This is a genomic window from Synechococcus sp. CCAP 1479/10 (genome assembly GCF_019038515.1).
Classification (GTDB): domain Bacteria; phylum Cyanobacteriota; class Cyanobacteriia; order PCC-6307; family Cyanobiaceae; genus Cyanobium.
Genome location: NZ_JAFKRJ010000051.1, coordinates 13,911 through 33,150 on the forward strand (window position 1 = coordinate 13,911; position 19,240 = coordinate 33,150).

The 19,240-nt window shown below is 65.5% G+C and carries 26 protein-coding genes and 1 pseudogene; 15 read left to right on the plus strand and 12 right to left on the minus strand.

Features of this window, described 5'->3' with window-relative positions:
• Positions 1-6: 6 nt before the first annotated feature.
• Positions 7-132, plus strand: a complete 126-nt coding sequence (locus KUG39_RS17415) for a PIN domain-containing protein (protein ID WP_286193049.1) — start codon at positions 7-9, stop codon at positions 130-132.
• Positions 133-294: 162 nt separating this feature from the next.
• Here the strand turns inward: KUG39_RS17415 and KUG39_RS16450 are convergent, their stop codons facing one another.
• The 5 genes and pseudogenes from KUG39_RS16450 to KUG39_RS16465 all read right to left on the minus strand — a co-directional run bounded on the left by KUG39_RS16450 (position 295) and on the right by KUG39_RS16465 (position 2,795).
• Complete coding sequence (locus tag KUG39_RS16450; RefSeq protein ID WP_216914370.1) at positions 295-666, minus strand: AbrB family transcriptional regulator; 372 nt, start codon at positions 664-666, stop codon at positions 295-297.
• 80 nt (positions 667-746) lie between these two features.
• A complete protein-coding gene (locus tag KUG39_RS17420; protein ID WP_286193048.1) occupies positions 747-860 on the minus strand; it encodes an excalibur calcium-binding domain-containing protein in 114 nt (37 codons plus the stop codon).
• A 275-nt stretch (positions 861-1,135) separates the two neighbouring features.
• Positions 1,136-1,462: pseudogene (locus KUG39_RS17655) on the minus strand (thermonuclease family protein); the annotation flags it as partial.
• 23 nt (positions 1,463-1,485) lie between these two features.
• Entirely contained in the window at positions 1,486-2,313 is an 828-nt protein-coding gene (locus tag KUG39_RS16460; RefSeq protein ID WP_216918377.1) for a class I SAM-dependent methyltransferase, read from the minus strand.
• Between the two features lie 89 nt (positions 2,314-2,402).
• Positions 2,403-2,795: a hypothetical protein gene (locus KUG39_RS16465; RefSeq protein ID WP_216914366.1), complete on the minus strand. Its 393-nt coding sequence runs from the start codon at positions 2,793-2,795 to the stop codon at positions 2,403-2,405.
• A gap of 326 nt (positions 2,796-3,121) precedes the next feature.
• Between KUG39_RS16465 and KUG39_RS16470 the strand changes: the two genes are divergently transcribed.
• Together KUG39_RS16470 and KUG39_RS16475 are read left to right on the plus strand one after the other, a co-directional pair.
• Entirely contained in the window at positions 3,122-3,304 is a 183-nt protein-coding gene (locus KUG39_RS16470) for a metallothionein (protein ID WP_216909476.1), read from the plus strand.
• Complete coding sequence (locus KUG39_RS16475; RefSeq protein WP_216914364.1) at positions 3,297-3,566, plus strand: CDGSH iron-sulfur domain-containing protein; 270 nt, start codon at positions 3,297-3,299, stop codon at positions 3,564-3,566. The genes KUG39_RS16470 and KUG39_RS16475 overlap by 8 nt, the downstream gene beginning before the upstream one ends.
• A gap of 135 nt (positions 3,567-3,701) precedes the next feature.
• On the opposite strand, the gene KUG39_RS16480 is transcribed toward KUG39_RS16475, so the two are convergent.
• The 4 genes from KUG39_RS16480 to KUG39_RS16495 form a co-directional block, all read right to left on the minus strand.
• Positions 3,702-3,953, minus strand: coding sequence for a hypothetical protein (locus tag KUG39_RS16480; protein ID WP_216914362.1), 252 nt, complete (start codon positions 3,951-3,953; stop codon positions 3,702-3,704).
• 152 nt (positions 3,954-4,105) lie between these two features.
• Entirely contained in the window at positions 4,106-4,498 is a 393-nt protein-coding gene (locus KUG39_RS16485) for a DUF302 domain-containing protein (protein WP_216914360.1), read from the minus strand.
• 8 nt (positions 4,499-4,506) lie between these two features.
• Positions 4,507-5,232: a DUF305 domain-containing protein gene (locus tag KUG39_RS16490; protein WP_216914358.1), complete on the minus strand. Its 726-nt coding sequence runs from the start codon at positions 5,230-5,232 to the stop codon at positions 4,507-4,509.
• 108 nt (positions 5,233-5,340) lie between these two features.
• Positions 5,341-5,757, minus strand: coding sequence for a heavy metal-responsive transcriptional regulator (locus KUG39_RS16495; protein WP_216914356.1), 417 nt, complete (start codon positions 5,755-5,757; stop codon positions 5,341-5,343).
• Positions 5,758-5,821: 64 nt separating this feature from the next.
• Between KUG39_RS16495 and KUG39_RS16500 the strand changes: the two genes are divergently transcribed.
• The 5 genes from KUG39_RS16500 to KUG39_RS16520 all read left to right on the plus strand — a co-directional run bounded on the left by KUG39_RS16500 (position 5,822) and on the right by KUG39_RS16520 (position 9,294).
• The gene (locus KUG39_RS16500; RefSeq protein ID WP_216914354.1) at positions 5,822-6,037 is read left to right on the plus strand and encodes a DUF3721 domain-containing protein; all 216 of its coding nucleotides are present in this window, start codon (positions 5,822-5,824) and stop codon (positions 6,035-6,037) included.
• 105 nt (positions 6,038-6,142) lie between these two features.
• Positions 6,143-6,349 carry a DUF3721 domain-containing protein gene (locus KUG39_RS16505; RefSeq protein ID WP_286193045.1) on the plus strand — a complete coding sequence of 69 codons (207 nt, stop codon included), beginning with the start codon at positions 6,143-6,145 and terminating at the stop codon, positions 6,347-6,349.
• Positions 6,350-6,368: 19 nt separating this feature from the next.
• Positions 6,369-6,695, plus strand: a complete 327-nt coding sequence (locus KUG39_RS16510; RefSeq protein ID WP_216914350.1) for a hypothetical protein — start codon at positions 6,369-6,371, stop codon at positions 6,693-6,695.
• Between the two features lie 98 nt (positions 6,696-6,793).
• Positions 6,794-8,830: a copper-translocating P-type ATPase gene (locus KUG39_RS16515; RefSeq protein WP_286193044.1), complete on the plus strand. Its 2,037-nt coding sequence runs from the start codon at positions 6,794-6,796 to the stop codon at positions 8,828-8,830.
• On the plus strand, positions 8,830-9,294 hold the full coding sequence (locus tag KUG39_RS16520; RefSeq protein WP_216914346.1) for a cupredoxin domain-containing protein: 465 nt from the start codon (positions 8,830-8,832) through the stop codon (positions 9,292-9,294). Before KUG39_RS16515 ends, KUG39_RS16520 begins: the two co-directional genes overlap by 1 nt.
• Here KUG39_RS16520 and KUG39_RS16525 read toward each other — a convergent pair.
• Complete coding sequence (locus tag KUG39_RS16525; RefSeq protein WP_216914344.1) at positions 9,270-10,007, minus strand: DUF305 domain-containing protein; 738 nt, start codon at positions 10,005-10,007, stop codon at positions 9,270-9,272. The two genes, KUG39_RS16520 and KUG39_RS16525, sit on opposite strands and share 25 nt — an antisense overlap.
• A gap of 160 nt (positions 10,008-10,167) precedes the next feature.
• Here KUG39_RS16525 and KUG39_RS16530 point away from each other — a divergent pair, with 160 nt between their 5' ends.
• The 4 genes from KUG39_RS16530 (at position 10,168) to KUG39_RS16540 (ending at position 13,655) form a co-directional block, all read left to right on the plus strand.
• A complete protein-coding gene (locus KUG39_RS16530; protein WP_286193043.1) occupies positions 10,168-10,665 on the plus strand; it encodes a DUF411 domain-containing protein in 498 nt (165 codons plus the stop codon).
• Between the two features lie 35 nt (positions 10,666-10,700).
• Positions 10,701-10,829 carry a hypothetical protein gene (locus KUG39_RS17430; protein ID WP_286193042.1) on the plus strand — a complete coding sequence of 43 codons (129 nt, stop codon included), beginning with the start codon at positions 10,701-10,703 and terminating at the stop codon, positions 10,827-10,829.
• 45 nt (positions 10,830-10,874) lie between these two features.
• A complete protein-coding gene (locus tag KUG39_RS16535) occupies positions 10,875-11,354 on the plus strand; it encodes a hypothetical protein (protein WP_216918379.1) in 480 nt (159 codons plus the stop codon).
• Positions 11,355-11,552: 198 nt separating this feature from the next.
• Complete coding sequence (locus tag KUG39_RS16540; protein WP_216914339.1) at positions 11,553-13,655, plus strand: heavy metal translocating P-type ATPase; 2,103 nt, start codon at positions 11,553-11,555, stop codon at positions 13,653-13,655.
• 16 nt (positions 13,656-13,671) lie between these two features.
• Here KUG39_RS16540 and cadR read toward each other — a convergent pair whose 3' ends face one another.
• On the minus strand, positions 13,672-14,088 hold the full coding sequence (gene cadR / locus KUG39_RS16545; protein WP_216914337.1) for a Cd(II)/Pb(II)-responsive transcriptional regulator: 417 nt from the start codon (positions 14,086-14,088) through the stop codon (positions 13,672-13,674).
• A 202-nt stretch (positions 14,089-14,290) separates the two neighbouring features.
• Between cadR and KUG39_RS16550 the strand changes: the two genes are divergently transcribed.
• Positions 14,291-15,133: a vitamin K epoxide reductase family protein gene (locus tag KUG39_RS16550; RefSeq protein ID WP_502988658.1), complete on the plus strand. Its 843-nt coding sequence runs from the start codon at positions 14,291-14,293 to the stop codon at positions 15,131-15,133.
• Positions 15,134-15,222: 89 nt separating this feature from the next.
• Positions 15,223-16,533, plus strand: coding sequence for an Nramp family divalent metal transporter (locus KUG39_RS16555; RefSeq protein ID WP_216914333.1), 1,311 nt, complete (start codon positions 15,223-15,225; stop codon positions 16,531-16,533).
• 263 nt (positions 16,534-16,796) lie between these two features.
• Here KUG39_RS16555 and KUG39_RS16560 read toward each other — a convergent pair whose 3' ends face one another.
• A complete protein-coding gene (locus KUG39_RS16560) occupies positions 16,797-17,717 on the minus strand; it encodes an alpha/beta fold hydrolase (RefSeq protein WP_216914331.1) in 921 nt (306 codons plus the stop codon).
• A 251-nt stretch (positions 17,718-17,968) separates the two neighbouring features.
• On the opposite strand from KUG39_RS16560, the gene KUG39_RS16570 reads away from it, so the two are divergent.
• Entirely contained in the window at positions 17,969-18,904 is a 936-nt protein-coding gene (locus KUG39_RS16570; protein ID WP_353617358.1) for a cation diffusion facilitator family transporter, read from the plus strand.
• Positions 18,905-19,240: the final 336 nt, after the last annotated feature.

The following is a 19,240-nucleotide window of genomic DNA, read 5'->3' on the forward strand; positions in this document are numbered from 1 at the left end:
ATCACGGTGCGTAAGACGATCGACGGGATCATCGCCACCGCCTGCATTGAGGCCAACCTGCCGTTGCTGTTCAGTGACCGCGACTTCCAGCCTTACGTGGAGCATCTGGGACTGCAACCGGTGCTGGGCTGAGCGCATGCTCAGAGCAGAGTCGTTCCAGGAGGGAATGTTCGCTCCGGACCGCTGCCGTGGCCCATGTCACAGCCTCTCGCAGCAAAAGCTGAACCGCTCCACCTAAGGATCAGGGATGGGGTCGGCAGCGCGTGCAGGGCATACCCTGCAAGGCAGCAGCGCTCACTCCTCCTCGTCGGCTCCGCCGGCCGGCACCAGGCGGATCTGCTTGCGACCGAGCTTGATCTCGAACTCATCGCCGGGCCTGAGATCCAGCATGGCGGTGTAGGCCTTGCCCACCAAGAGGTTGCCATTGCCCTGCACCGTGGCCACATAACTGAGGCTGCGGCCGGCCTTGCCTTTGCCGTTGCCGTTGCCTTCCCCAAGGCTGACGCCTTTGGCCTCCAGCAGGGCCTCGTAGAAGGCGGTGAAGTTCAGCCGTTCGCTGCCATCTTTTTTGGTGCTGACGTAGCCGGCAGCCCGCACCAGGTCGGACTTGGAGGCATCGCCCTGCTCCTTGACTTTGGTCAGCAGTTCAGATCCAGTGAGGGCCATGTTGGTGCAGCATCGATTAGCTCGACCATAACGAACCTGCCGATGTCGGCCAGAGCAGCAAGGTGCGGTTGCCCGACCCTTCAGCGGAGGCTTTCGCAGGCCACACCATCACCATTCCCATCCAGATAGGTGTGTCCTTGGCGCAACAACTCCTGGGCGCGGGCAAAGGAGCCGATCTCACCGCAGCGAACCATCCGGCCACCAGGAATCCCCCCGGTGCTGCTGGCTGATCGCCCCGCTGTTCTGCCACGGTGAAAGTCCCAGGGGCGGGTGATCCCACCCGGCACCCTCCACACCCCGTAGCGGCTGCGGGACGCCCGGAACTCGGCCTCCACATACTCCCTGGCGTCGCACTGGCCCAGGTACTTGCGGTAGGCATAGCCGCAGGGCCGCGGAGCGGATGCACCTGGCCGTCCTCCACCATCGCCAGGTTGAGGTTCACCTCCCCGATCACCTCCGCCACAGTGCGGCCATAGCGGTCCACGGTCTGCGGCAGCAGCGTCACCGGGGAACCGATCCGCAGCCGCGTTTGCAGGTAGGCGCGGGATTGGGCGCCATAGGGAGCCTGGGCCATCTCGGGGGCATCAATGCAGGCCAGCCGCACCGTGATCCGCTGCTGGCCCTGCAGGACGCGGATGGTGTCACCGTCACCGATCGAGAGCACCGTGGCGCGCCCATCCGCAGACTGGCCAGGCCTCAGAAGCGAGCAGCCCAGGAGGAGGACTGCCGCCAACCCAGTGGCGAGTCCAAGAGTCTGGCCCAGGCGGAGGCATATCGGCAAGGGGGGGAACGTCATAGCCGCTCGTCAGATGCTCGTGCTCAGACCCTTTGGGCCATCTGATACGCCGTGGTGTAAGTCAGCGGCACAGTGTCTCCGTGGATCTGCTGCAGGGCTCGCCTCAAGTCAGATGTCAGGGCTGCCTGAACATCCGGATCGAGGGCCAGAAAAGGGGAGTAGGTGGTCAGCAGGGTCAGGTAGTCGTCAATGTTCAGGAGGCTTTCCACCAGCCATTGACCCTGCTGGGCACCATGAAACAGCTGCGACTCCATCACGAGTTGCCCCAAGGCCGTGAGAATCCCGGCCACGGTGGCGGCATCCTCGTAGGGGCGCTCCAGCTCAGGGGCATGGCGGCGATAGATCTCTCGCAGGGCCTCATGGGTCGCCAGAGGTGGCTGCAGCTCCTTGTTCCACAGCAGGATCAACCAGCCGTTCTCCCGCAAGGAACCGGCTGCTTTCGGATAGGCGATCTCCGGCGGGATCCAGTGAAAGGAGGTGGCCGCCAGCACGGCATCGAACCGCTCCTGCTGAGGTTCCCACTCCTCAAGAGATGTCTTCACCACTTCGACGTTCGGGTACCGCTGACAGATCTCCTCAGCCAGCAGACAGAACTGCGGGTTGGGCTCGATGGCCACGATCCGGCAGCCCAGCTCCGCGAACGACACCGTGGCCGTACCCGGTCCACAGCCCACCTCCAACATCGTGGATGCTGCCGTCAAGCCCGATCGAGCCACCACCGCATTCACCAGTTGCTGCGGGTAGCTGGGCCTGGTGGCCGCATAGGCCTCAGCTGCCGGCGAGTACCAGCGACTGCGCTGCTCCACGCTCCTGGCCGCATAGGTGGCGATCGCTTCTTTGATCTCAGCCACAGGATCCATAGAGCCTCAGGGGTGACGCCAGACAACCCCAGCCTCTCGCGGGAGTCCCTCGTCGTGGCGAGATGCCGAAATCAGATGACTCAAGGGGGGGATGAGTGCAATCCCTCCAGCTCCGTACGCAGCTTTCCGAGGAACTCCTCATCCACCTCGGTGGCGGTGAGTTCCTCGCCCACCAGGTCCTGGATCAGGGGGTAGAGACGGACGTCGAACCACTTGCGGAACACCGCGTAGGTGCGCTCCGCCGGCCAGGTGCCGGTGTCGCGATGCCAGTAGTCGAGCTCGGCTTCGAAGATCGCCTCGAAGACCTCCTTGAGGATCTCCTCAGCCTCCTCTTCTGTCTCGTAGTCGGGAATCAGATACAGGCAGGGCTCCCTGGCTCCAGCCGCATCGACATCCAGGTCGTGCTGCCGCGCCCACGCAAGCAGTTTCTCGCTGGGGTAGATCCCCACCGCGCAGCGGTTCACCACGGCCATGGCCCACCCGGCGGTGTGGCCTTAACGCTAGGCCTGGCTACCTGAGCAACCGTGGCGCTGCCGGGGAAGCCGGACACGTTTACCGCGAAGAGCCAATGTTCTGCATCTGAGGACAGCTGCAGAAAGGCTGGCTACGCCCCCAATGAGAAGGGCGCCCCGTATCGAGCGCCCTTGGGCCGGTTGCAGGGTCTGGGCTCGCGCTGCCCTGGTCGTGGCCTCTGATTCATTAATAGGTCCAGCAGCCCGGCTTGTCAGTACGGCAAGCCGTTCCTGCCCGGTGCTGACGGCACCAGACTGGGCCCATCGGCACAGAGCAAGGAGAGGCCATGACCACGACCCTGGAGAAACCAACCACGCTGCAGTGCGCCTGCCCAGGCTGCCACTGCACGGTGCAGGCGGACAGCCCGTTCCGCAACGGCGCCCTGCTGTTCTGCAGCGAGGTCTGCGCCAAAGGGCACCCCAACGGTGAGCCCTGCCACGCCGGCTGTGGCTGTGAGTGCCATGGCTGAATCGGCTCCGCCTTCTGCGGGTCCGATTCCCCTGGAGCTGCCAGCGGGAGTGCACCAGCTCTGCCGCTGCGGCCGCAGCCGCCATGGCTGGATCTGCGATGGCGCCCACCTCGGCACTGGCTGGGTGTCACGGGAGCTGCGGCTTGATCAAGCCAGCACGGTGATGGTCTGCGGCTGCGGCCTTTCCCACCGCTACCCGCTCTGCGATGGCCGCCACGCCAGATCAGCGGGCCGCAGACGCTGGTGCAGGTGGTGGGCCTGAGTGGCTCGATCGTCCGGTCGGCGCCATCTGTCTGGGGGTGAGCTCAAGGCCGAGGCGTTGCTCCTCCCAGGGGATGGTTCTGGCTACCTCCCTGCGGCGCTCATCTCAGAGCGGAGTGGATAGGAAGATCGCAGGCTAAGCCGCAAGGGTGTCACCGTCGTAGGTCGGGCCGATCCCGCTGATCATCCCCGAATCCAGGCACTTCTCGACCCCCTGCGCGGTGGTTGGAGCGGAAGCCCTGAGGAAGGAGGCCTGGAACGGCTGGCTGTGCTCGCAGCTGTTCACCCAGGTGCTGCTGACAGTCACCCATCCACCGGAACTGATCTCGGCGGCATGGCCCACCACCGTCACCAGGTGCCGGTTGCTGCGGGCCTTGATGGGCAGCACGCAGAAGCCGTTGTCGGGATTGTGGAAGGTGACGCGCTGGAACGATCCGGCCAGGGCCTCGGTGGGCTGCGGCGACGCCTGGGCAGGATCAGTGAGTACGGGGGTGCCAGGGCGGACGTGGCCTGTGGGCTCACCTTTAAAGGTCTACCAGGCTAGGCCGCAGCGGCCTCGATGATCGCCGTGGTGGAGGTCTCCACCGCCCGGGCCACCTCCCGCAGGGAGGGATCGGCCGAGAGGCCCGCAAGCATCGCCTCGGGGCGGATCATCCCGAGGCGGGTCTGGCCGGCTTCGGTGTAGACGGAGATCCGGCAGGGCAAAGCCATGTTGAGCGCCATCGTGGTGCTGAGCACAGTGGCGGCCTGCTGGGGGTTGCACACCTCGAAGATGCGGCACTGCTCCAGGAACGGCTGACCTTTGCTGCGCAGGGTGTTGCCCAGATCATGCACGGCCAGCACGCCGAAGCCATGCTCCGCCACCGCCTTCTGCAGGGCGGCGCTGGCGGCCTCGAAGGATTTCGGCGTATCGAGGATGAAGAACGGATCCATCGGTGGCCTCAGGGTGTGCCGTACCAACTGCGATACCACTGGGACATCTGCTGGATTTCATCGCTCTGCACCCGCACCATGGCCTGCTGCAACTGACGAAGCTCCGGGTGCTGCGAATTGGTCTGGGCCATCGAGGCCATCATCACGCCCATCTGGTGGTGGGGAATCATCTGCTCAATGAAGGCACGGTCGAAGTCAGGGGCTGCGCTCAGGGCAGAGAGGTTCGTGCCACCACCCATCTGTCCCATGCCCATGCCCATGCCCCCGCCCATGCCCATTCCTCCACCCATGCCCATGCCGTTCTGCCAACCCCAGCCAGTGCCCGGACCCCAACTGGGCACATCTTTGCCAAACCACTGCCGGTACCAGGCGCGCATCTGGGCGTTCTCGCTGGTCTGACTGGCCTTGATGCTCTTCGCCAGTTCCTTGATCTCGGGCCGCTTGGCGCGGGTGAGGGCGAGATCGGCCATCGCGATCGCCCCATCGTGGTGGGGGATCATCATCACGATGAACTGCTGATCCGAGTGGCCCATCCCCATCTGGCCCGGGCCACCCACGCCTCCTCGATACCCGGGCATGCCGGCACCGCCCCCGTAGCCGGGCATGCCGGCATCGCCCATACCCTGGGACAGGCACCGGGTGCCAGCCCAAAGGGAGACCGTGATGATGCCTCCCGTGGCCAGCAGCAGGGCTGGCCGTCCGAAGAATCTTCGTCGTGGATCGTTGTTGGCCATCCTTTCGACGCCGCTCGCGAACTGTCCATCTCCAAGGTGTCCACGGGCTCGCGAGTGGATTGACAATCCAGCCAAATGTTCATGCGACCTCCCCCGGCCGGGGGCTGCTCAGACGTTGAGATTCGGGCAGATCACGGCCGTGTTCGGCGCTGGATCGCTTTGCCAGTTCTGCAGCAGGCTTTGCAGTTCCCTCCTGAACAGACGCAGCTCCCGCAGCCGTTCGTCCACCAGATCGATCTGCCGTTGGAGCTGCCGCTGGATGTCGACGCAGGGGAGCTCACCGGCATCGTGCACCGCCAGACACTCCTGAATGTCATCAAGAGTCAGGCCGAGGCTCTTGAGCCGCCGGATGAATTCCAGGCGCCGCAGGCTCTCCTCACCGAACAGGCGGTAACCGCCTTCGCTGCGGCCCACCGCCGGCAGCAGGCCGAAATCTTCGTAGTAGCGGAGGGTTTTCACCGGTAGGCCACTGCGGCCGGCCAGCGCCCCGATCTTCATGCCGGTCTTCATGCCAACAGCTCCCATGGGCTTGACTCTCCTGCCGTGGGGAGACTCTAAGGTGACCTCAGGCCTGCTCCCCCACCACCCCGTGAACCGCATCGCTCTGGCTCTCCTGCTGTCGGCTGGCGCCTTGCTGAACCCCGGCGTCGTTCGGGCCCAGGCCAACGACATGTTCCCCAGCAAGGCCGCTGCGGAACAGCGCGCCAAGGAGCTCAAGTGCAGCGGCGCCTTCGCGATGGGCAAGGAGTGGATGCCCTGCAAGAACTTCGATGTCTATGAGAAGGCCGTCTCCAAGGAGAAGTGACCCCACCGTGCCCTTCCCGCCTCTGATTCTTGCCCTGACCATCCCCGCGACAACCCGATGATCCCGCACCACACCAGCCCCCTCCAACAGCCCTACCGGTGGGCCTTGCTGGTCGCCCTGTCGGCGGTGGCCTTCGCCCCGCTCCTCACCACTGCACCCGCTGCGGCGCACATGAAGGGCATGTTCAAGACCAAGCAGGAGGCGGAGCAACGCGCCGTCGAGCTCAAGTGCAAGGGCGCCTTTGCCATGGGCTCGCTGTGGATGCCCTGTGCCAATGAGCAGGCGCTCCACAAGGCCCTGCAGAACAACTGACCCCAAGCCGGCGATCCCCATGAGCCGCCGCCATCTGCGCCGCCGCATCCATCGAGCCCTGGTGCCGATCGCAGCGGTCCCCCTGATCATCACCGCGCTGTCGGGTTCGATCTATGGGCTGATGCTGGCGAACAACATCGATGCCTTCTGGCTGCTCAAGGTCCACACGGGCAACTTCGGGATGCTCAACCTGCAGCCCTATTACTCGGCGATCATCGGCATTCTTACGTTGATCATTGCCATCTCAGGCGTGGGCCTGCTGCTCGGCGGCCCCCGCGAGCGACCAGCATCATTGAGCTCAAAGGCGAACAATCAGGGACCAGGCTACGAAAATCACGGGACTTGAGTCTCCACCTAACTGGACACCACTAGCTTGAAGGGATGACCCCTTCCCCGAGCTCGTCTTGTTGTCATGCCGAGGGCCCAGCCGCATCGGCGGACGGCATGGAGCGGGAGTTGGCCCGGGAGCGCACCCTGTTGCGCCGCAAGGTCAGCGTGGCGGCCGTGCTCACCGTCCTGGTGGTGGTTTCCAGCCTGCCCCACATGCTCGGCACTGGGCATCATTCCTTCCTGCCGCTCTGGTTCACGAGCCCCTGGACCCAGCTGATCCTCACCACTCCGGTGCTGTTCTGGTGCGGGCGTGATTTTTTCACCGGGGCCGTCTCGGCCTTCCGCCAGCACTCCGCCGACATGAACACCCTGGTGGCGGCAGGCACAGGCATCGCCTACCTCACCTCGCTGTTCACCACCCTGTTCCCGCAGGTGCTGATCGCTGAAGGCCTGCCGACCGACGTCTACTTCGAAACCGCCGCGGTGATCCTCACCCTGGTGCTGCTGGGCCGCCTGCTGGAGGCCCGGGCCCGCGGGCAGACCTCAGAAGCGATCCGGCGGCTGCTGCAGCTGCAGCCCCCTACCGCCCGGGTGCTGCGGGAGGGACAACCGGTTGAAGTTCCGGTGTCGACGGTGGTGGTGGGGGACCTGGTGCAGGTGCGTCCCGGCGAAAAGATCCCGGTGGATGGGGAGGTGAGCGAAGGCAGCTCCTGGGTGGAGGAATCGATGCTCACCGGTGAACCCACGCCTGTCGCCAAAGCCGCCGGTGATGCCGTGATCGGCGCCTCGATGAACCGCAGCGGCAGCTTCACGTTCCGCGTCAGCCGGGTGGGGGGCAACACCGTGCTCGCCCAGATCGTGGAGCTGGTGCGCCAGGCCCAGAGCTCCCGCACCCAGGTGCAGCGCCTGGCCGATCAGGTGGTGGGCTGGTTCGTGCCGGTGGTGATTGCCCTGGCGATTACGGCCTTCGTGGTCTGGTTCCTCGTCAGCGGCAATCCCGTGCTGGCGATGCTGTTTCTGGTGAGCGTGCTGGTGATCGCCTGCCCCTGCGCGTTGGGCCTCGCCACCCCTACCTCAATCATGGTGGCCTCCGGCAAGGGGGCCGAGAATGGGCTGATCTTCCGCAGCGCCGAGGCCCTGGAGACGGCCGGCAAGCTGCGCACCATCGTGCTCGACAAGACCGGCACCCTCACCCGCGGCCAGCCGGAGGTGACCGATTTCGAACGGCTGAAAGGTGGAGCATTGCCGGCCGATACCCTGCTGGCCCTCACAGCCGCGCTGGAATCCCGCTCGGAGCATCCCCTGGCCGAAGCGATCACGACCTACGCCCGCAGCCAGTTGAAGGACCGTGAACTCCCGGCGGTGGTGGACTTCGAGGCCGTGGCCGGCCGCGGCGTGCAGGGGGTGGTCGCCGGCCGGCAGGTGCGGGTCGGTACCCCCCGCTGGTTCGAGGAGCTCGGCATCGACACGGCCGCCCTCAAGCCCCTGGTGGAGCGTCTCGAGGCCGCCGCCTGCAGTGTGGCGGCCGTGTTGGTGGACGGGCGGATCGAGGCCTGCTTCGGTGTGGCTGATCCCCTCAAAACCAGTTCAGAAGCCGCCGTGGCCGCCCTGCGGCATCTGGGTCTGCAGGTGGTGATGCTCAGCGGCGACGCCCGACGCACCGCCGAGGTGGTGGCCGCCCAGGTGGGGATCGAGCGGGTGATTGCTGAGGTGCGTCCCGCCGACAAGTCCTCGGTGATTCGCAAGCTGAAGGAACAGGGCGAGGGCCCGGTGGCGATGGTGGGCGACGGCATCAACGACGCCCCCGCCCTGGCCCAGGCGGATGTGGGCATCGCCATGGGCACCGGCACCGATGTGGCGATCGCCGCCAGCGACATCACCCTGATCTCCGGCAACCTGGCCGGCGTGCCGGCGGCGATCGAACTCAGCCGGGCCGCCATGGCCAACATCCGCCAGAACCTGTTCTTCGCCTTCGCTTACAACGTGGCCGGCATCCCACTCGCGGCGGGCTTGCTGTTTCCGCTCACCGGCTGGCTGCTGAGCCCGATGATCGCCGGCGCCGCCATGGCCTTCAGCTCCGTGTCGGTGGTGAGCAATGCCCTGAGGCTGCGGAACTTCCGCCCCGCGCGCCTACCACTTCCAAGCACCTGATGCAGATCCTTGCTGCCGCAGCGCCCCTCTGGCGCACCATCGATCAACCCATGGCCCTCAAAGGGCTGGTGGCCATGGTTGGCTTGCTTCTCATCGCCTGGGGACTGTGGTGGTTCCTCGGCCGCCATGGCGGTGGCGTGGCGGCCGGCGAGAGCGAGGCGGGCGTGCAGGAGATCACCATCACTGTCGATGGGGGCTATGCGCCCTCGAGAATCCAGGTGAAGGCAGGGAGGCCACTGAGGCTGTCGTTTCACCGCATCGATCCGAGCGGCTGCGTGGCCCAGGTGATCTTCCCCGATTTCCACAAAACCCTCGATCTACCCCTTGAGGCCACCACCAGCCTGGAGTTGCCGCCCACCGAAGCCGGTGTTTATCCCTTCCACTGCGGCATGAACATGGTGCGCGGCGTGCTGGAGGTGGTGGAGGAGAGCGCCAACAATCAGAGCGCAAACAGGGCGTCGTAGTTGTGATATTCGCTCTTGCGTAATCCTTCCACCGCCAGCATCCTGCGCAATTCGATGATCTCGGCCCGCTGGGCCACGATCACGCCGCGAGCAAAGCGCCGAATCGTGCTGTTGGTGCTCTTGGCCAGGGCGTCGTGGGCCATGATCAGCGCCCCGCCGTGGTGCTCGAGCATCCCCTCCAGGAACCAGACCACCCGGTTGTCCTTGGTGGGTATCTCACCCATCATCCGCATGCCATCGATCTGGGCCTGGCTCATGCGGGTGAGGCCGGCGAGGCTGTCGGGATCGCCGCCGCTGGCTAGGGCCACGGGATACACGGGCGCCTGGGGATACCAGGCCTTGCGCCAGAGCCCCATGGCCCGGATCTCGCCCGCCTGATCGCGCCAGATCGTCTTGCCGAGGGCTCCCACGCCAGGTGCACCGATGCCGAAGACGAATTCACTCATCCGCAGCGCGCCGGTGTGGTGCTGCACCATCCCATCGATGAAGCGCAGGTCGTAGGTGGCACCGGCGGGACCCACGTCATGGGCGTGGCCGGCATGGGCCGGCGAGGATCCGGCAGGGGCAGACACCCCAGGCATGTCCATCATCCCCGGCATGCCCTGGTGCCCTTCATGATTCATGCCACCGGGCATCTGGGCCAGGGCAGGAGCCGCCACGCTGAGGGCAGAGGCGAGCCCGATCAAGGTGGCGGTGAAGTGGGACGGGCGCATGGCGGCAGGGTCACAGCAGCTCACCGTATGGTCTCCCCTTGGCGGGAGAGTCAAGGACCAGGGCCACAGCAAATCTGCGCCGGCCGATGCCAGCCCTCCAGGGCTTGACTCTCCTCCTGACTGGAGACCTTAAGGTAATGGCAAGCCTCATCGTCATTCCATGAACACCGATCACTTGTTTCGGTCTTCGCCTCTCCTTGGCTTGCTCGCCGGCATCAGCGCGCTCACAGCTGTCACCACAGGAGTCGGCTCACCCCTGCCAGTGGCGGCGGCCACCGCTCCGGTGCCCATCACCTCGTATCGCTCAGCCAGTTGTGGGTGCTGCAAGGGATGGATCCAGCACATGCGCGACAACGGCTTCCAGGTGCGAGATGTCGTCATCGCCGATTCCGACAGTGTCAAACGTCGACTGGGAGTCCCCAGTCAGCTGGCGTCCTGCCATTCCGCCCAGGTCGCTGGATATGTCCTCGAGGGCCACGTTCCGGCCGCCGATGTCAAGAGGTTGCTTCGGAGTCGCCCGCCGGTGTTGGGCCTTGCCGTACCGGGAATGGTGTTGGGTTCTCCTGGTATGGAATCGGCCAAGGCAACAGAGTCTTACAGCGTTCTGGCCTTCTCCTCCACCGGGCGCACCAGTGTTTTCTCGCGTCATTTCCCCTGAGGTCTCCCAAAAACCTTCTGCCGCAACCGGAGGACATGCCCAGCTTCTCCCAGCCCCATGCCATCGTGATGGGCTTGGGGCTGGGGGGCGTGATCAATTTCCAGCCCTTCGATCCCGATCGGATGGATGCCCGTGATGGCCGCGACCAATCCCAGCGCCGCTGAAAAGACACAGTGCTGGTGCGCTCGGGGGAGAAGGTGCGCCTTCGGGTGAGCTTTCTCGATTTCGCAAGTCGCACTCTCTCTCACTGCCACAAGCTCGATCACGTTGATCCGTTCATGCGCCACGTCCTGACCCTGTCGCTGGCCTTTTGGTGGCTGGCGGCTCCGGCGACGGCGGCGGATATGGAGGCGTGCCGGAACCTGCTGGAGCAACGCAATGCCCTGGCCGAGCAGGCCATGAAGGCCGAAATCGCCCTGGTCCGCACCATCCGTGAACGGATCTGCCCGGTCCTCAGCCAGCAGGCCGATGGGGCCAATGCCAACGACCGCAACGAGCCGACCATCGACTACCGGGCCCTGATCGAGTGCCGCCACAAGGCGGAAGCACAGCTGCTGCGCAGCCGGCGGGTTCTCTACGTCAACCGCCAGCAGTTCAGGTTCTACACGGCGGCTGGAGCCAAGCTGGCCCGGCAAGCCGATGGGCTTGCTCAGGAGTTGCGGGATCGGGAGTGTCCCTATCTGCGTTGATCAACAGCCAGCGGCCACACGGTGCCGCCCAGACCCTTGACCCTGAAGTGACTACAGGCTGTTTGCTGGTGTCTGGATGACGAGACCATGGCTGAACATTGCTGCAGCAGCGGAACCAGTGAACAGAAGGCCGGAGCCACCACGGAGCCGCAGCCGGAGCCGGCAAGCGCCAGAGAAGCGTTGTTTCGGATCAGCGCCATGGATTGCGCCACCGAAGAAACCGAGATCCGCCATGCCCTCGCAGGTGTCGACGGCATCCGCGGCCTGAGGTTCCTGCTGGCCGAGCGCGTTCTGGCGATCGATGCCGAAGCCGCAGGGCTCAACTCCGCCCTTGCCGCAATCCGCCGGCTGGGATTCAACCCGGAGCCGATCAGCTCCGATCACCGGCCTTCTGCCGCCCAGACCCGCGCCGAACGGCGCCTTGAACGGCTCCGCCTGGCGGGCTCCCTGGCACTGGCGCTCACGGCAGAGCTGCTGCATCTGGTCGTTCCCGCCTACCCGGGCCATGAGCTGGTGGAGATCGGGATCGCCATCACCGCGATCGCTCTGGCGGGCTTCTCCGTGTTTCGCAAGGGCCTGGCCGCCCTGCGCCAGGGCCGGCTCAACATCAATGCGCTGATGAGCGTGGCGGTCACGGGCGCCTTCCTGATCGGCCGCTTCCCGGAGGCCGCCATGGTGATGGCGCTCTATGCCGTGGCAGAGGCGATTGAAGCGCGGGCGGTGGAGCGGGCCCGCCAGGCGATCACCAGCCTGATGGCCCTGGCCCCCGACGAGGCGGAGATCCGCCAGAGCGATGGCCGCTGGCAACGCGTGGCCGCCAGCGCTGTGGCCATCGGAGATGTGGTGCGTGTCCGCCCGGGCGAGCGCCTGCCGCTTGATGGCACGGTGCTTTCCGGCGAGAGTGCGATCAACCAGGCCCCGATCACCGGCGAAAGCCTGCCGGTCGACAAAGGCCCAGGTGATGAGGTGTTTGCGGGCACGATCAACCAGGGCGGCGCCCTGGAAATCCAGGTGACGGCGCCTGCCTCGCTCAGCACCCTGGCGCGCATCATCCAGGCCGTGGAGGAAGCCCAGGCCTCCCGTGCTCCGATCCAGCGCTTCGTCGATCGCTTCGCGGCCCGCTACACCCCGGCAGTGTTCGTGGTGGCCCTGGCCGTTGCCCTGCTGGCGCCGCCCTTGCTGGGGTTCACCCCACTCCAGGCGATCTATAAGGCCCTGGTGCTGCTGGTGATCGCCTGTCCTTGTGCGCTGGTGATCGCCACCCCGGTCACGGTGGTGAGCGGCCTGGCCACCGCCGCCCGCCGCGGCATCATCATCAAGGGCGGGCTTTACATCGAGGAGGCCCGCAAGATCAAGGTGCTGGCGCTCGACAAGACCGGCACGATCACCCTGGGCCAACCCAAGCTGGTGGCCTTCTCTCTACGGCAAGAAGGAGCAGCCGCTGGCGTTCTCAAACAGTGGGCCAGCAGCCTGGCGGAGCGCTCCGACCATCCGGTGTCGCGGGCCATGGCGTCAGGCCTTGATGGCGAGCGGCTGGCCGTGGAGGCCTTCGAGGCCCTCCCCGGAAGGGGGGTGCGCGGCGTGATCGCGGGGCGGCCGCTGATGCTGGCCAACCACCGCTGGATCGAGGAGCTGGGACTCTGCTCCAGCGCACTGGAAGCATCGATGCAGGTCCACGAGCGCCAAGGCCGCTCCCTCAGCCTGCTGGCGGATGACAGCGGCGTGCTCGCCCTGATCGCCGTCGCCGACACCGTTCGGCCCAGCTCGGCGGCGGCCATGGCCGCCCTGCGGGCCCTCGGCGTCACCCCGGTGATGCTCACGGGTGACAACGCAGCCACAGCCAGTGCGATCGCGGCCGTGGCCGGCATCGAGCAGGTGAAAAGCAACCTGCTGCCGCAGGACAAGCTCGAGGCGGTGGCCGATCTGCAGGCCCGCTATGGATTCGCGGCCATGGCCGGCGATGGCATCAACGATGCCCCGGCCCTGGCCCAGGCGGACATCGGTTTCGCGATGGGGGCCGCGGGCACCCACATCGCCATCGAAGCGGCCGATGTGGTGATCATGAACGACGATCTGATGCGCGTACCGGAAACGATCGCCCTCTCCCGCCGCACCTTCCGAATCCTGCGCCAGAACATCGCGCTGGCACTGGGAATCAAGGCCCTTTTCCTTGTGCTCACCGTGGCCGGAAATGCCACGATGTGGATGGCGGTCTTCGCGGACATGGGCACCAGCCTGATCGTGATCGCCAATGGTCTGCGGCTGCTTCGCACTCCCACGCTTGGCAAGATCAAGGACTGAGCCTGGTCGGAAACGATCAGATCTGAGCCTTATCGATTCCAGCCGAACGGTTCAACTCCATGAGGATGCCACAGGTCTTCACCTCATCCGGTTGCTGACAATGCCCTCTGAGCTGCCGTAGCTGATCCTGGAGTTTATGCAACTCATTCACGCGGGCATCGACCTCGACGATCTTCTCGTCCAGCAGGGCATTCACCGTCTGACAGCTTCCGGACGGTGTGTCGAGCACCCCGATCAGGAGGCGCACCTCCTCCAGGCTCATGTCAAGGCTGCGGCAGTAGCGGATGAAACGCAACTGCTCCACATGCCGCGGCGAATAGAGGCGATAGTTGCCATCCGTGCGCTGCGGCACCGGCAACAACTGCTCGCGTTCGTAATAGCGGATGGTTTCGATCTTGACCCCGGTGGTCCGTGCCAGCTCGCCGATCTGCATGGACTCATCCCCCTGGGTTGGCAACTCGGGCGGACAAGCCTCCCTGGCGCAACGCTAGGCCCTTGACCCTGAAGCCACTTCAGGCTTTTCAATGGCAGCATCTCCACCCTTCTCTCAGTCTGTGAGCAGCGCTACACCATCCAAGCTCCTGTCCAGTCGTCGGGCCGCCCAGGAGCCAGGCCGGCCCTGGGTGCGCCTCACCATGGCCGCGCTCGCCACGATCGGCATGATCGATACCGGCTCGATCACCGCCAAGCGTTGGGGTTGGATCGGCAGCCTGTCCTGTCCGGGCGGTAGCGATGGCTGCGACAAGGTGCTCGGCAGCGCCTGGGGCACGCTGCTGGGCCAGCCACTATCTCTGTTTGGATTCCTGGCCTACGGCACGGTGCTCCTACTGGCCCTGATGCCGTTGCTGCGAGGGGGTCGGCGGGCCCCTGCCTCGGAGGTGAACTGGTGGGCTCTGTTCCTCGTCAGCTGCGGCATGGCCGTCTTCAGCCTGGTGCTGATGGGGCTCCTGGTCTTCGAGATCAAGGCCTTCTGCACCTTCTGTGTGGTGTCAGCCGCCCTCAGCCTCGCGCTGTTCCTGTTGAGCCTTGTTGGAGGTCGCTGGATCGACCTTGGCCAGCTGATCTTTCGCGGAGTGATGACAGCCCTCCTTGTCGGTCTGATGGGGCTGGGCTGGGCGGCCTCGGCGGACCAGCCTGTCGCTGCAAGCGGGCGCGCGGCCCCAGCTGTGGTCAGCGCCAGTTCGCCGGCCAAGATTGCCCTGGCGGAGCATCTGAGCAGCGTCGGTGCCCGGGTGTTCACGGCGTACTGGTGCCCCCACTGCCATGACCAGAAGGAGGCCTTCGGCAAGGAGGCTGCCGCCAAGCTCCAGGTGATCGAATGTGCCGAAGACGGTGCCAACACCCAGGCGCAGCTGTGCAAGCAGCAGGGGGTTCAGGGCTATCCCAGCTGGCAGATCAAGGGCGTTATGGATTCGGGCGTCAAGCCGCTGAACACCCTCGCCGATCTCAGTGGCTACACGGGTCCTCGCGACTTCTGAGCAGGCAATCACCCTGCCAGGCCAGCCATTCCCCGATAAGGGACCAACGCCACCCTCGCCCTAACCTCCAGCTCCGCTGGCATCGCTTCATGCCTGATGCACCGCTCGGCACCGCCGCCCGCATCGACACGCAGGCCGTGGAGGTGCCTGCCGGCCTGGGCACGCTGCGCACGTTCCTACGGGTGCTCGGACCCGGGTACCTGGTGGCCGTCGGCTACATGGATCCGGGCAACTGGGCCACCGATCTGGCGGCCGGGTCCCAGTTCGGCTATCGCCTGCTGTGGGTGATCGGGCTCTCCAGCCTGATGGCGATGGTGCTCCAGTCGCTCTGCTGCCGGCTGGGCATCGCGACGCGGTTGGATCTGGCCCAGGCCTGCAGCCAGCTCCTGCCGCGGTTCTGCCGGATTCCCCTCTGGCTGCTGGCCGAGGTGGCGATCATTGCCTGTGACCTGGCCGAGCTGGTGGGCAGCGCCATTGCCCTGCAACTGCTTTTCGGTCTTCCTTTGCCCTGGGGGGTGGGCCTCACGGCCGCCGACACCCTGTTGCTGCTGGCCCTGCAGCGCTTCGGGATCCGCCGACTGGAGGCCCTGGTGATTGCCCTTGTGGCCCTTGTGGGCGGTTGTTTCGCGGTAGAGATGTTCTTGCTGCAGCCCAATTGGAGCCAGGTGGGCCTGGGCTTTCTTCCGCAGGCCGCCAGCCTCAGGGACGGCCAGCAGTTGTTTCTGGCCGCCGGCATTCTCGGGGCCACGGTGATGCCCCACAACCTCTATCTGCATTCCTCACTGGTGCAGACCCGCCTCTGGGCCGGCGGCCGCGGGACGCAGCGCAGGGCGCTGGCCTTCAGCACCTGGGACACCCTGATCGCCCTCAGCCTGGCCTTTCTGATCAATGTCTCGATCCTGGTGCTGGCCGCCGGCAGCTTCTACGGACGACTGCCGCAGCCGGTGACGGACCTGAGCGAGGCCTACCGGCTGCTGACGCCGATGCTGGGCACCTCGCTCGCCAGCGTGCTGTTCGGCGTGGCCCTGCTGGCGGCGGGCCAGAGCTCCACCCTCACCGCCACCATGGCCGGCCAGATCGTGATGGAGGGGTTCATGCAGATCCGGCTGCCGGACTGGAAACGGCGGCTGCTCACCCGCGGCATCGCCCTGATCCCGGCGATGGCCACGGTGATCCTGTTCGGGGAACGGGCCACCACGAATCTGCTGGTGCTGAGCCAGGTGGTGCTGTCGCTGCAGTTGCCCTTCGCGGTGATCCCGCTGGTGTGGTTCTGCGGGCGGCGCGGTCTGATGGGCGAGCTCAGAGCGCCGCTCTGGCTTCAGGCAGCAGGCTGGCTGTGCGCCAGTGTGATTGTGATGATCAACCTTTCGTTGCTCACCACGGTGCTGCGGGGCGTCTGAACTGTTGACTGCAGCCTCTGCGAGGGCCCATGCCGCAGATGGCGGACAGCAAGAAGCCCGAGGGTGGCTTCCGCGTACAGGAGCGCCGCGATGCTCAGGGCTGAACCCTCCACGGCGAGGGTGCTGATTAGGGGGGCGCTGCAGCCGAAGAGGACGGCGGTAGTGATGGCTGCCAGCTGGCCTTTGCGTTGCTGAGCGATCAGCTGCTCCATCGCTTGATCAGTCCTGAAAGGGGACAGAAGATCCAAGCCAAGTCCGATGGCTCAATACTCGAGCAGTTTGGCGAGGTCTGGGCCAAATTCCTCATGGGATCCCAACCGGCCGGGGAGATGGAGGACCCGGCTGGCTACCGCTGACAGGGCTGTCATCGCCGCCAGGGATTTCGGTGGCGATTGATCAGCGATCACCACGGTGAGGGGTTGCTGCAGGGTGGAGACCGCTGCCAGCCAGCCATCGGGGCGATCAAACGGATCCAGCCCCCCGGTCACAAAGGCGGTGCTGGCAAAGCGCGCACCGGGCTGGCGGGCAATCCGTTGCCGTGCCTCCAACCCAGCTTGCGTCAGGCCCGGACCGGCCACATCCACATGACGCCGGCTCATCCAGCCCAGCACTCCTGCAGAAGTGTTTAGGCGGTAGAGCAGCGAACCAATCAGGGGTATTTCCACCAGGAAACGGATGGCGTTGAAGGCCCGACTCCGCCGCCCCGCCATGGTGGGGAACGGCCCGCGCCAGGTGGGGGCAACTACGACCCATTCCCTTGTCTGCAGACCGCGTGTGGCAGCCAGTAGGGCGATGCCGGCTCCATGGCCAGCGGCCAGCAGACCACAATCCACCGGGCAACAGTCGCGGCGGAAGTCCACAAGGAAGGCAGCCAGCAAATCAGCGTCGTAGGCAAGGCGCCGCCGCTCGCTCCCCCCGAAGCCCGGCCAGTCCACGCTGATCAGGCGGGGTAACGAGTCGGCATCGCCAGAGCGGCCACAGATCGCCTCGATGAACGGCTGCCACTCCTGGCGGCTGGAGATGGTGCTCAGCGCGGGTAGTAGCAACCAAGCAGGGCCATCGCCGCCAGAGATCCCGTAGGCGACGCGGATGGTCTGGCCTTCATGGGACCAGACGTAGGTCAGATCCCAATCGTGAGAGGCCTCCGCCGAAGCCTTGGTGGGACCAAGGGGAGCCTGGGCCATGGGCAAGGAGGAAGCTGTCTTCATCAAGGCTATTGTGCACATTCACACACTAAGGCGATGACCCCAGAGCGAGGTCGCTGCTCCTCCAGCCGGACAGGGAAGGTGATGCTCTCCTGCTGGATTCCAGAAGCTCTGCGGATGGAACTGGACCGGGTCTGGGCCGCCAAGGGCCTGAGGCCCCATGGCCGCACCCAGCAAGGGATGGAGGACATGATCGCCGCCTACCTGGCGGCCCAGCAAGAGGAATAAACGTGAGTAATCGACACCGCAACCAAAGCGGGCACGACCATGTGCACATTCACGATCACGATCACGATCACCACGACGATCATGGTCACCGCAGCAGTGCCCCCGGGGCATTTCGCTGGAGCATCGTGCTCAACAGCGGCCTCACAGCCCTGCAGTTGGTGATCGGCTTTGGCTTTGGCTCAGTGGCGCTGATCGGCGATGCCCTCCACAACCTGGGGGACGTGGTGGGCCTGTTCCTTGGCTGGGGGGCTGAGCGTCTCAGCCAAAGGCCCGCCTCCGGCCGCTTCACCTATGGCTATGGGCGCAGTTCCCATATGGCTTCCCTGGTGAATGGACTTCTTCTTTTCTCTGCCGGTGTTGTGGTGGTGGTGGAAGCCATTCAACGGCTGGTGCATCCTGTGCCCCTCGTAGCTGGCCCGGTCGCCTGGGCTGCCGCCGCCGGCATCGCGGTCAACCTCATCTCAGCTCGCCTGTTCGGGCAGGACCACCACCACGACCTCAACCAGCGGGCCGCTGTGCTGCATCTGCTCACCGATGCCGCCGTGTCGGTGGCGGTGCTGGTCAGTGCCGTGCTGGTGGGTGTTACCGGCTGGCTCTGGCTCGATGCAGTCACCGCCATTGGTGTGGGGGCGGCCGTGATCTGGAGCGCCAAGGGCCTGCTGGCCGAGGCCATCGCCGTCAATCTGGATGCCGCTCCACGGCACATCGATGTTGATCGGATCCGCCAGGCCCTGCTTGACCTCCCGGGTGTGGTTGAGGTGGAGGAGTTACACGTGTGGGGGGTGAGCACCTCACGGACCGCGCTGACCGCTCACATTCTGTGTCGAGCGGCAACGTTCACAGACGCCGGCGAGTTCCTTGAGCAGGCGCGCCGCCGTCTGGCAGAGATGGGCATCCGGAAGAGCACCCTGCAACTGGAGACAGCCGGCGACTGCTGAACCAGTGGAAGATGCACCCTTCGGGTCCATGCCACCTTCGCGATCGCCCGCAAGCTGCAGGGCACCCGGGGCTGCACCGTCTCGGTGATCTGAGTCCCAAAAGGACCAGCCCCATGGGCCTCACGGCTCCCTTTTTCGCCGAGGGCTCTGGGCGAGACACCAGCGGGGGAGGGGGCGGCCCTCCTCAGCAGCACTCAGAAGGTTCCTGCTTAACTTCTGGCGCTGATTCTTAACTTCGCCACAAGGACAGAAGCCGCCCACAGGTTCATGTCAACACTTGGCCTGAAGATCCATGATAAAGCCGTGTAAAAATCTCACTTGAGATGGTTCAATCAA

Bases quoted from the DNA above. Each gene is read 5' to 3' on its own strand.
- KUG39_RS16515 (WP_286193044.1), top strand. From the start codon at position 6,794: ATGGAGCGGGAGTTGGCCCGGGAGCGCACCCTGTTGCGCCGCAAGGTC.
- KUG39_RS16555 (WP_216914333.1), top strand. From the start codon at position 15,223: ATGCCTGATGCACCGCTCGGCACCGCCGCCCGCATCGACACGCAGGCC.
- KUG39_RS17430 (WP_286193042.1), top strand. From the start codon at position 10,701: ATGCCCAGCTTCTCCCAGCCCCATGCCATCGTGATGGGCTTGGGGCTG.
- KUG39_RS16490 (WP_216914358.1), bottom strand. From the start codon at position 5,232: ATGGCCAACAACGATCCACGACGAAGATTCTTCGGACGGCCAGCCCTG.
- KUG39_RS16450 (WP_216914370.1), bottom strand. From the start codon at position 666: ATGGCCCTCACTGGATCTGAACTGCTGACCAAAGTCAAGGAGCAGGGC.
- KUG39_RS16560 (WP_216914331.1), bottom strand. From the start codon at position 17,717: ATGGCCCAGGCTCCCCTTGGTCCCACCAAGGCTTCGGCGGAGGCCTCT.
- KUG39_RS16530 (WP_286193043.1), top strand. From the start codon at position 10,168: ATGAACACCGATCACTTGTTTCGGTCTTCGCCTCTCCTTGGCTTGCTC.
- cadR (WP_216914337.1), bottom strand. From the start codon at position 14,088: ATGCAGATCGGCGAGCTGGCACGGACCACCGGGGTCAAGATCGAAACC.
- KUG39_RS17420 (WP_286193048.1), bottom strand. From the start codon at position 860: ATGGTTCGCTGCGGTGAGATCGGCTCCTTTGCCCGCGCCCAGGAGTTG.
- KUG39_RS16520 (WP_216914346.1), top strand. From the start codon at position 8,830: ATGCAGATCCTTGCTGCCGCAGCGCCCCTCTGGCGCACCATCGATCAA.
- KUG39_RS16485 (WP_216914360.1), bottom strand. From the start codon at position 4,498: ATGGATCCGTTCTTCATCCTCGATACGCCGAAATCCTTCGAGGCCGCC.
- KUG39_RS16465 (WP_216914366.1), bottom strand. From the start codon at position 2,795: ATGGCCGTGGTGAACCGCTGCGCGGTGGGGATCTACCCCAGCGAGAAA.
- KUG39_RS16470 (WP_216909476.1), top strand. From the start codon at position 3,122: ATGACCACGACCCTGGAGAAACCAACCACGCTGCAGTGCGCCTGCCCA.
- KUG39_RS16525 (WP_216914344.1), bottom strand. From the start codon at position 10,007: ATGCGCCCGTCCCACTTCACCGCCACCTTGATCGGGCTCGCCTCTGCC.
- KUG39_RS16540 (WP_216914339.1), top strand. From the start codon at position 11,553: ATGGATTGCGCCACCGAAGAAACCGAGATCCGCCATGCCCTCGCAGGT.
- KUG39_RS16495 (WP_216914356.1), bottom strand. From the start codon at position 5,757: ATGGGAGCTGTTGGCATGAAGACCGGCATGAAGATCGGGGCGCTGGCC.
- KUG39_RS16475 (WP_216914364.1), top strand. From the start codon at position 3,297: ATGGCTGAATCGGCTCCGCCTTCTGCGGGTCCGATTCCCCTGGAGCTG.
- KUG39_RS16550 (WP_502988658.1), top strand. From the start codon at position 14,291: ATGGCCGCGCTCGCCACGATCGGCATGATCGATACCGGCTCGATCACC.
- KUG39_RS16510 (WP_216914350.1), top strand. From the start codon at position 6,369: ATGAGCCGCCGCCATCTGCGCCGCCGCATCCATCGAGCCCTGGTGCCG.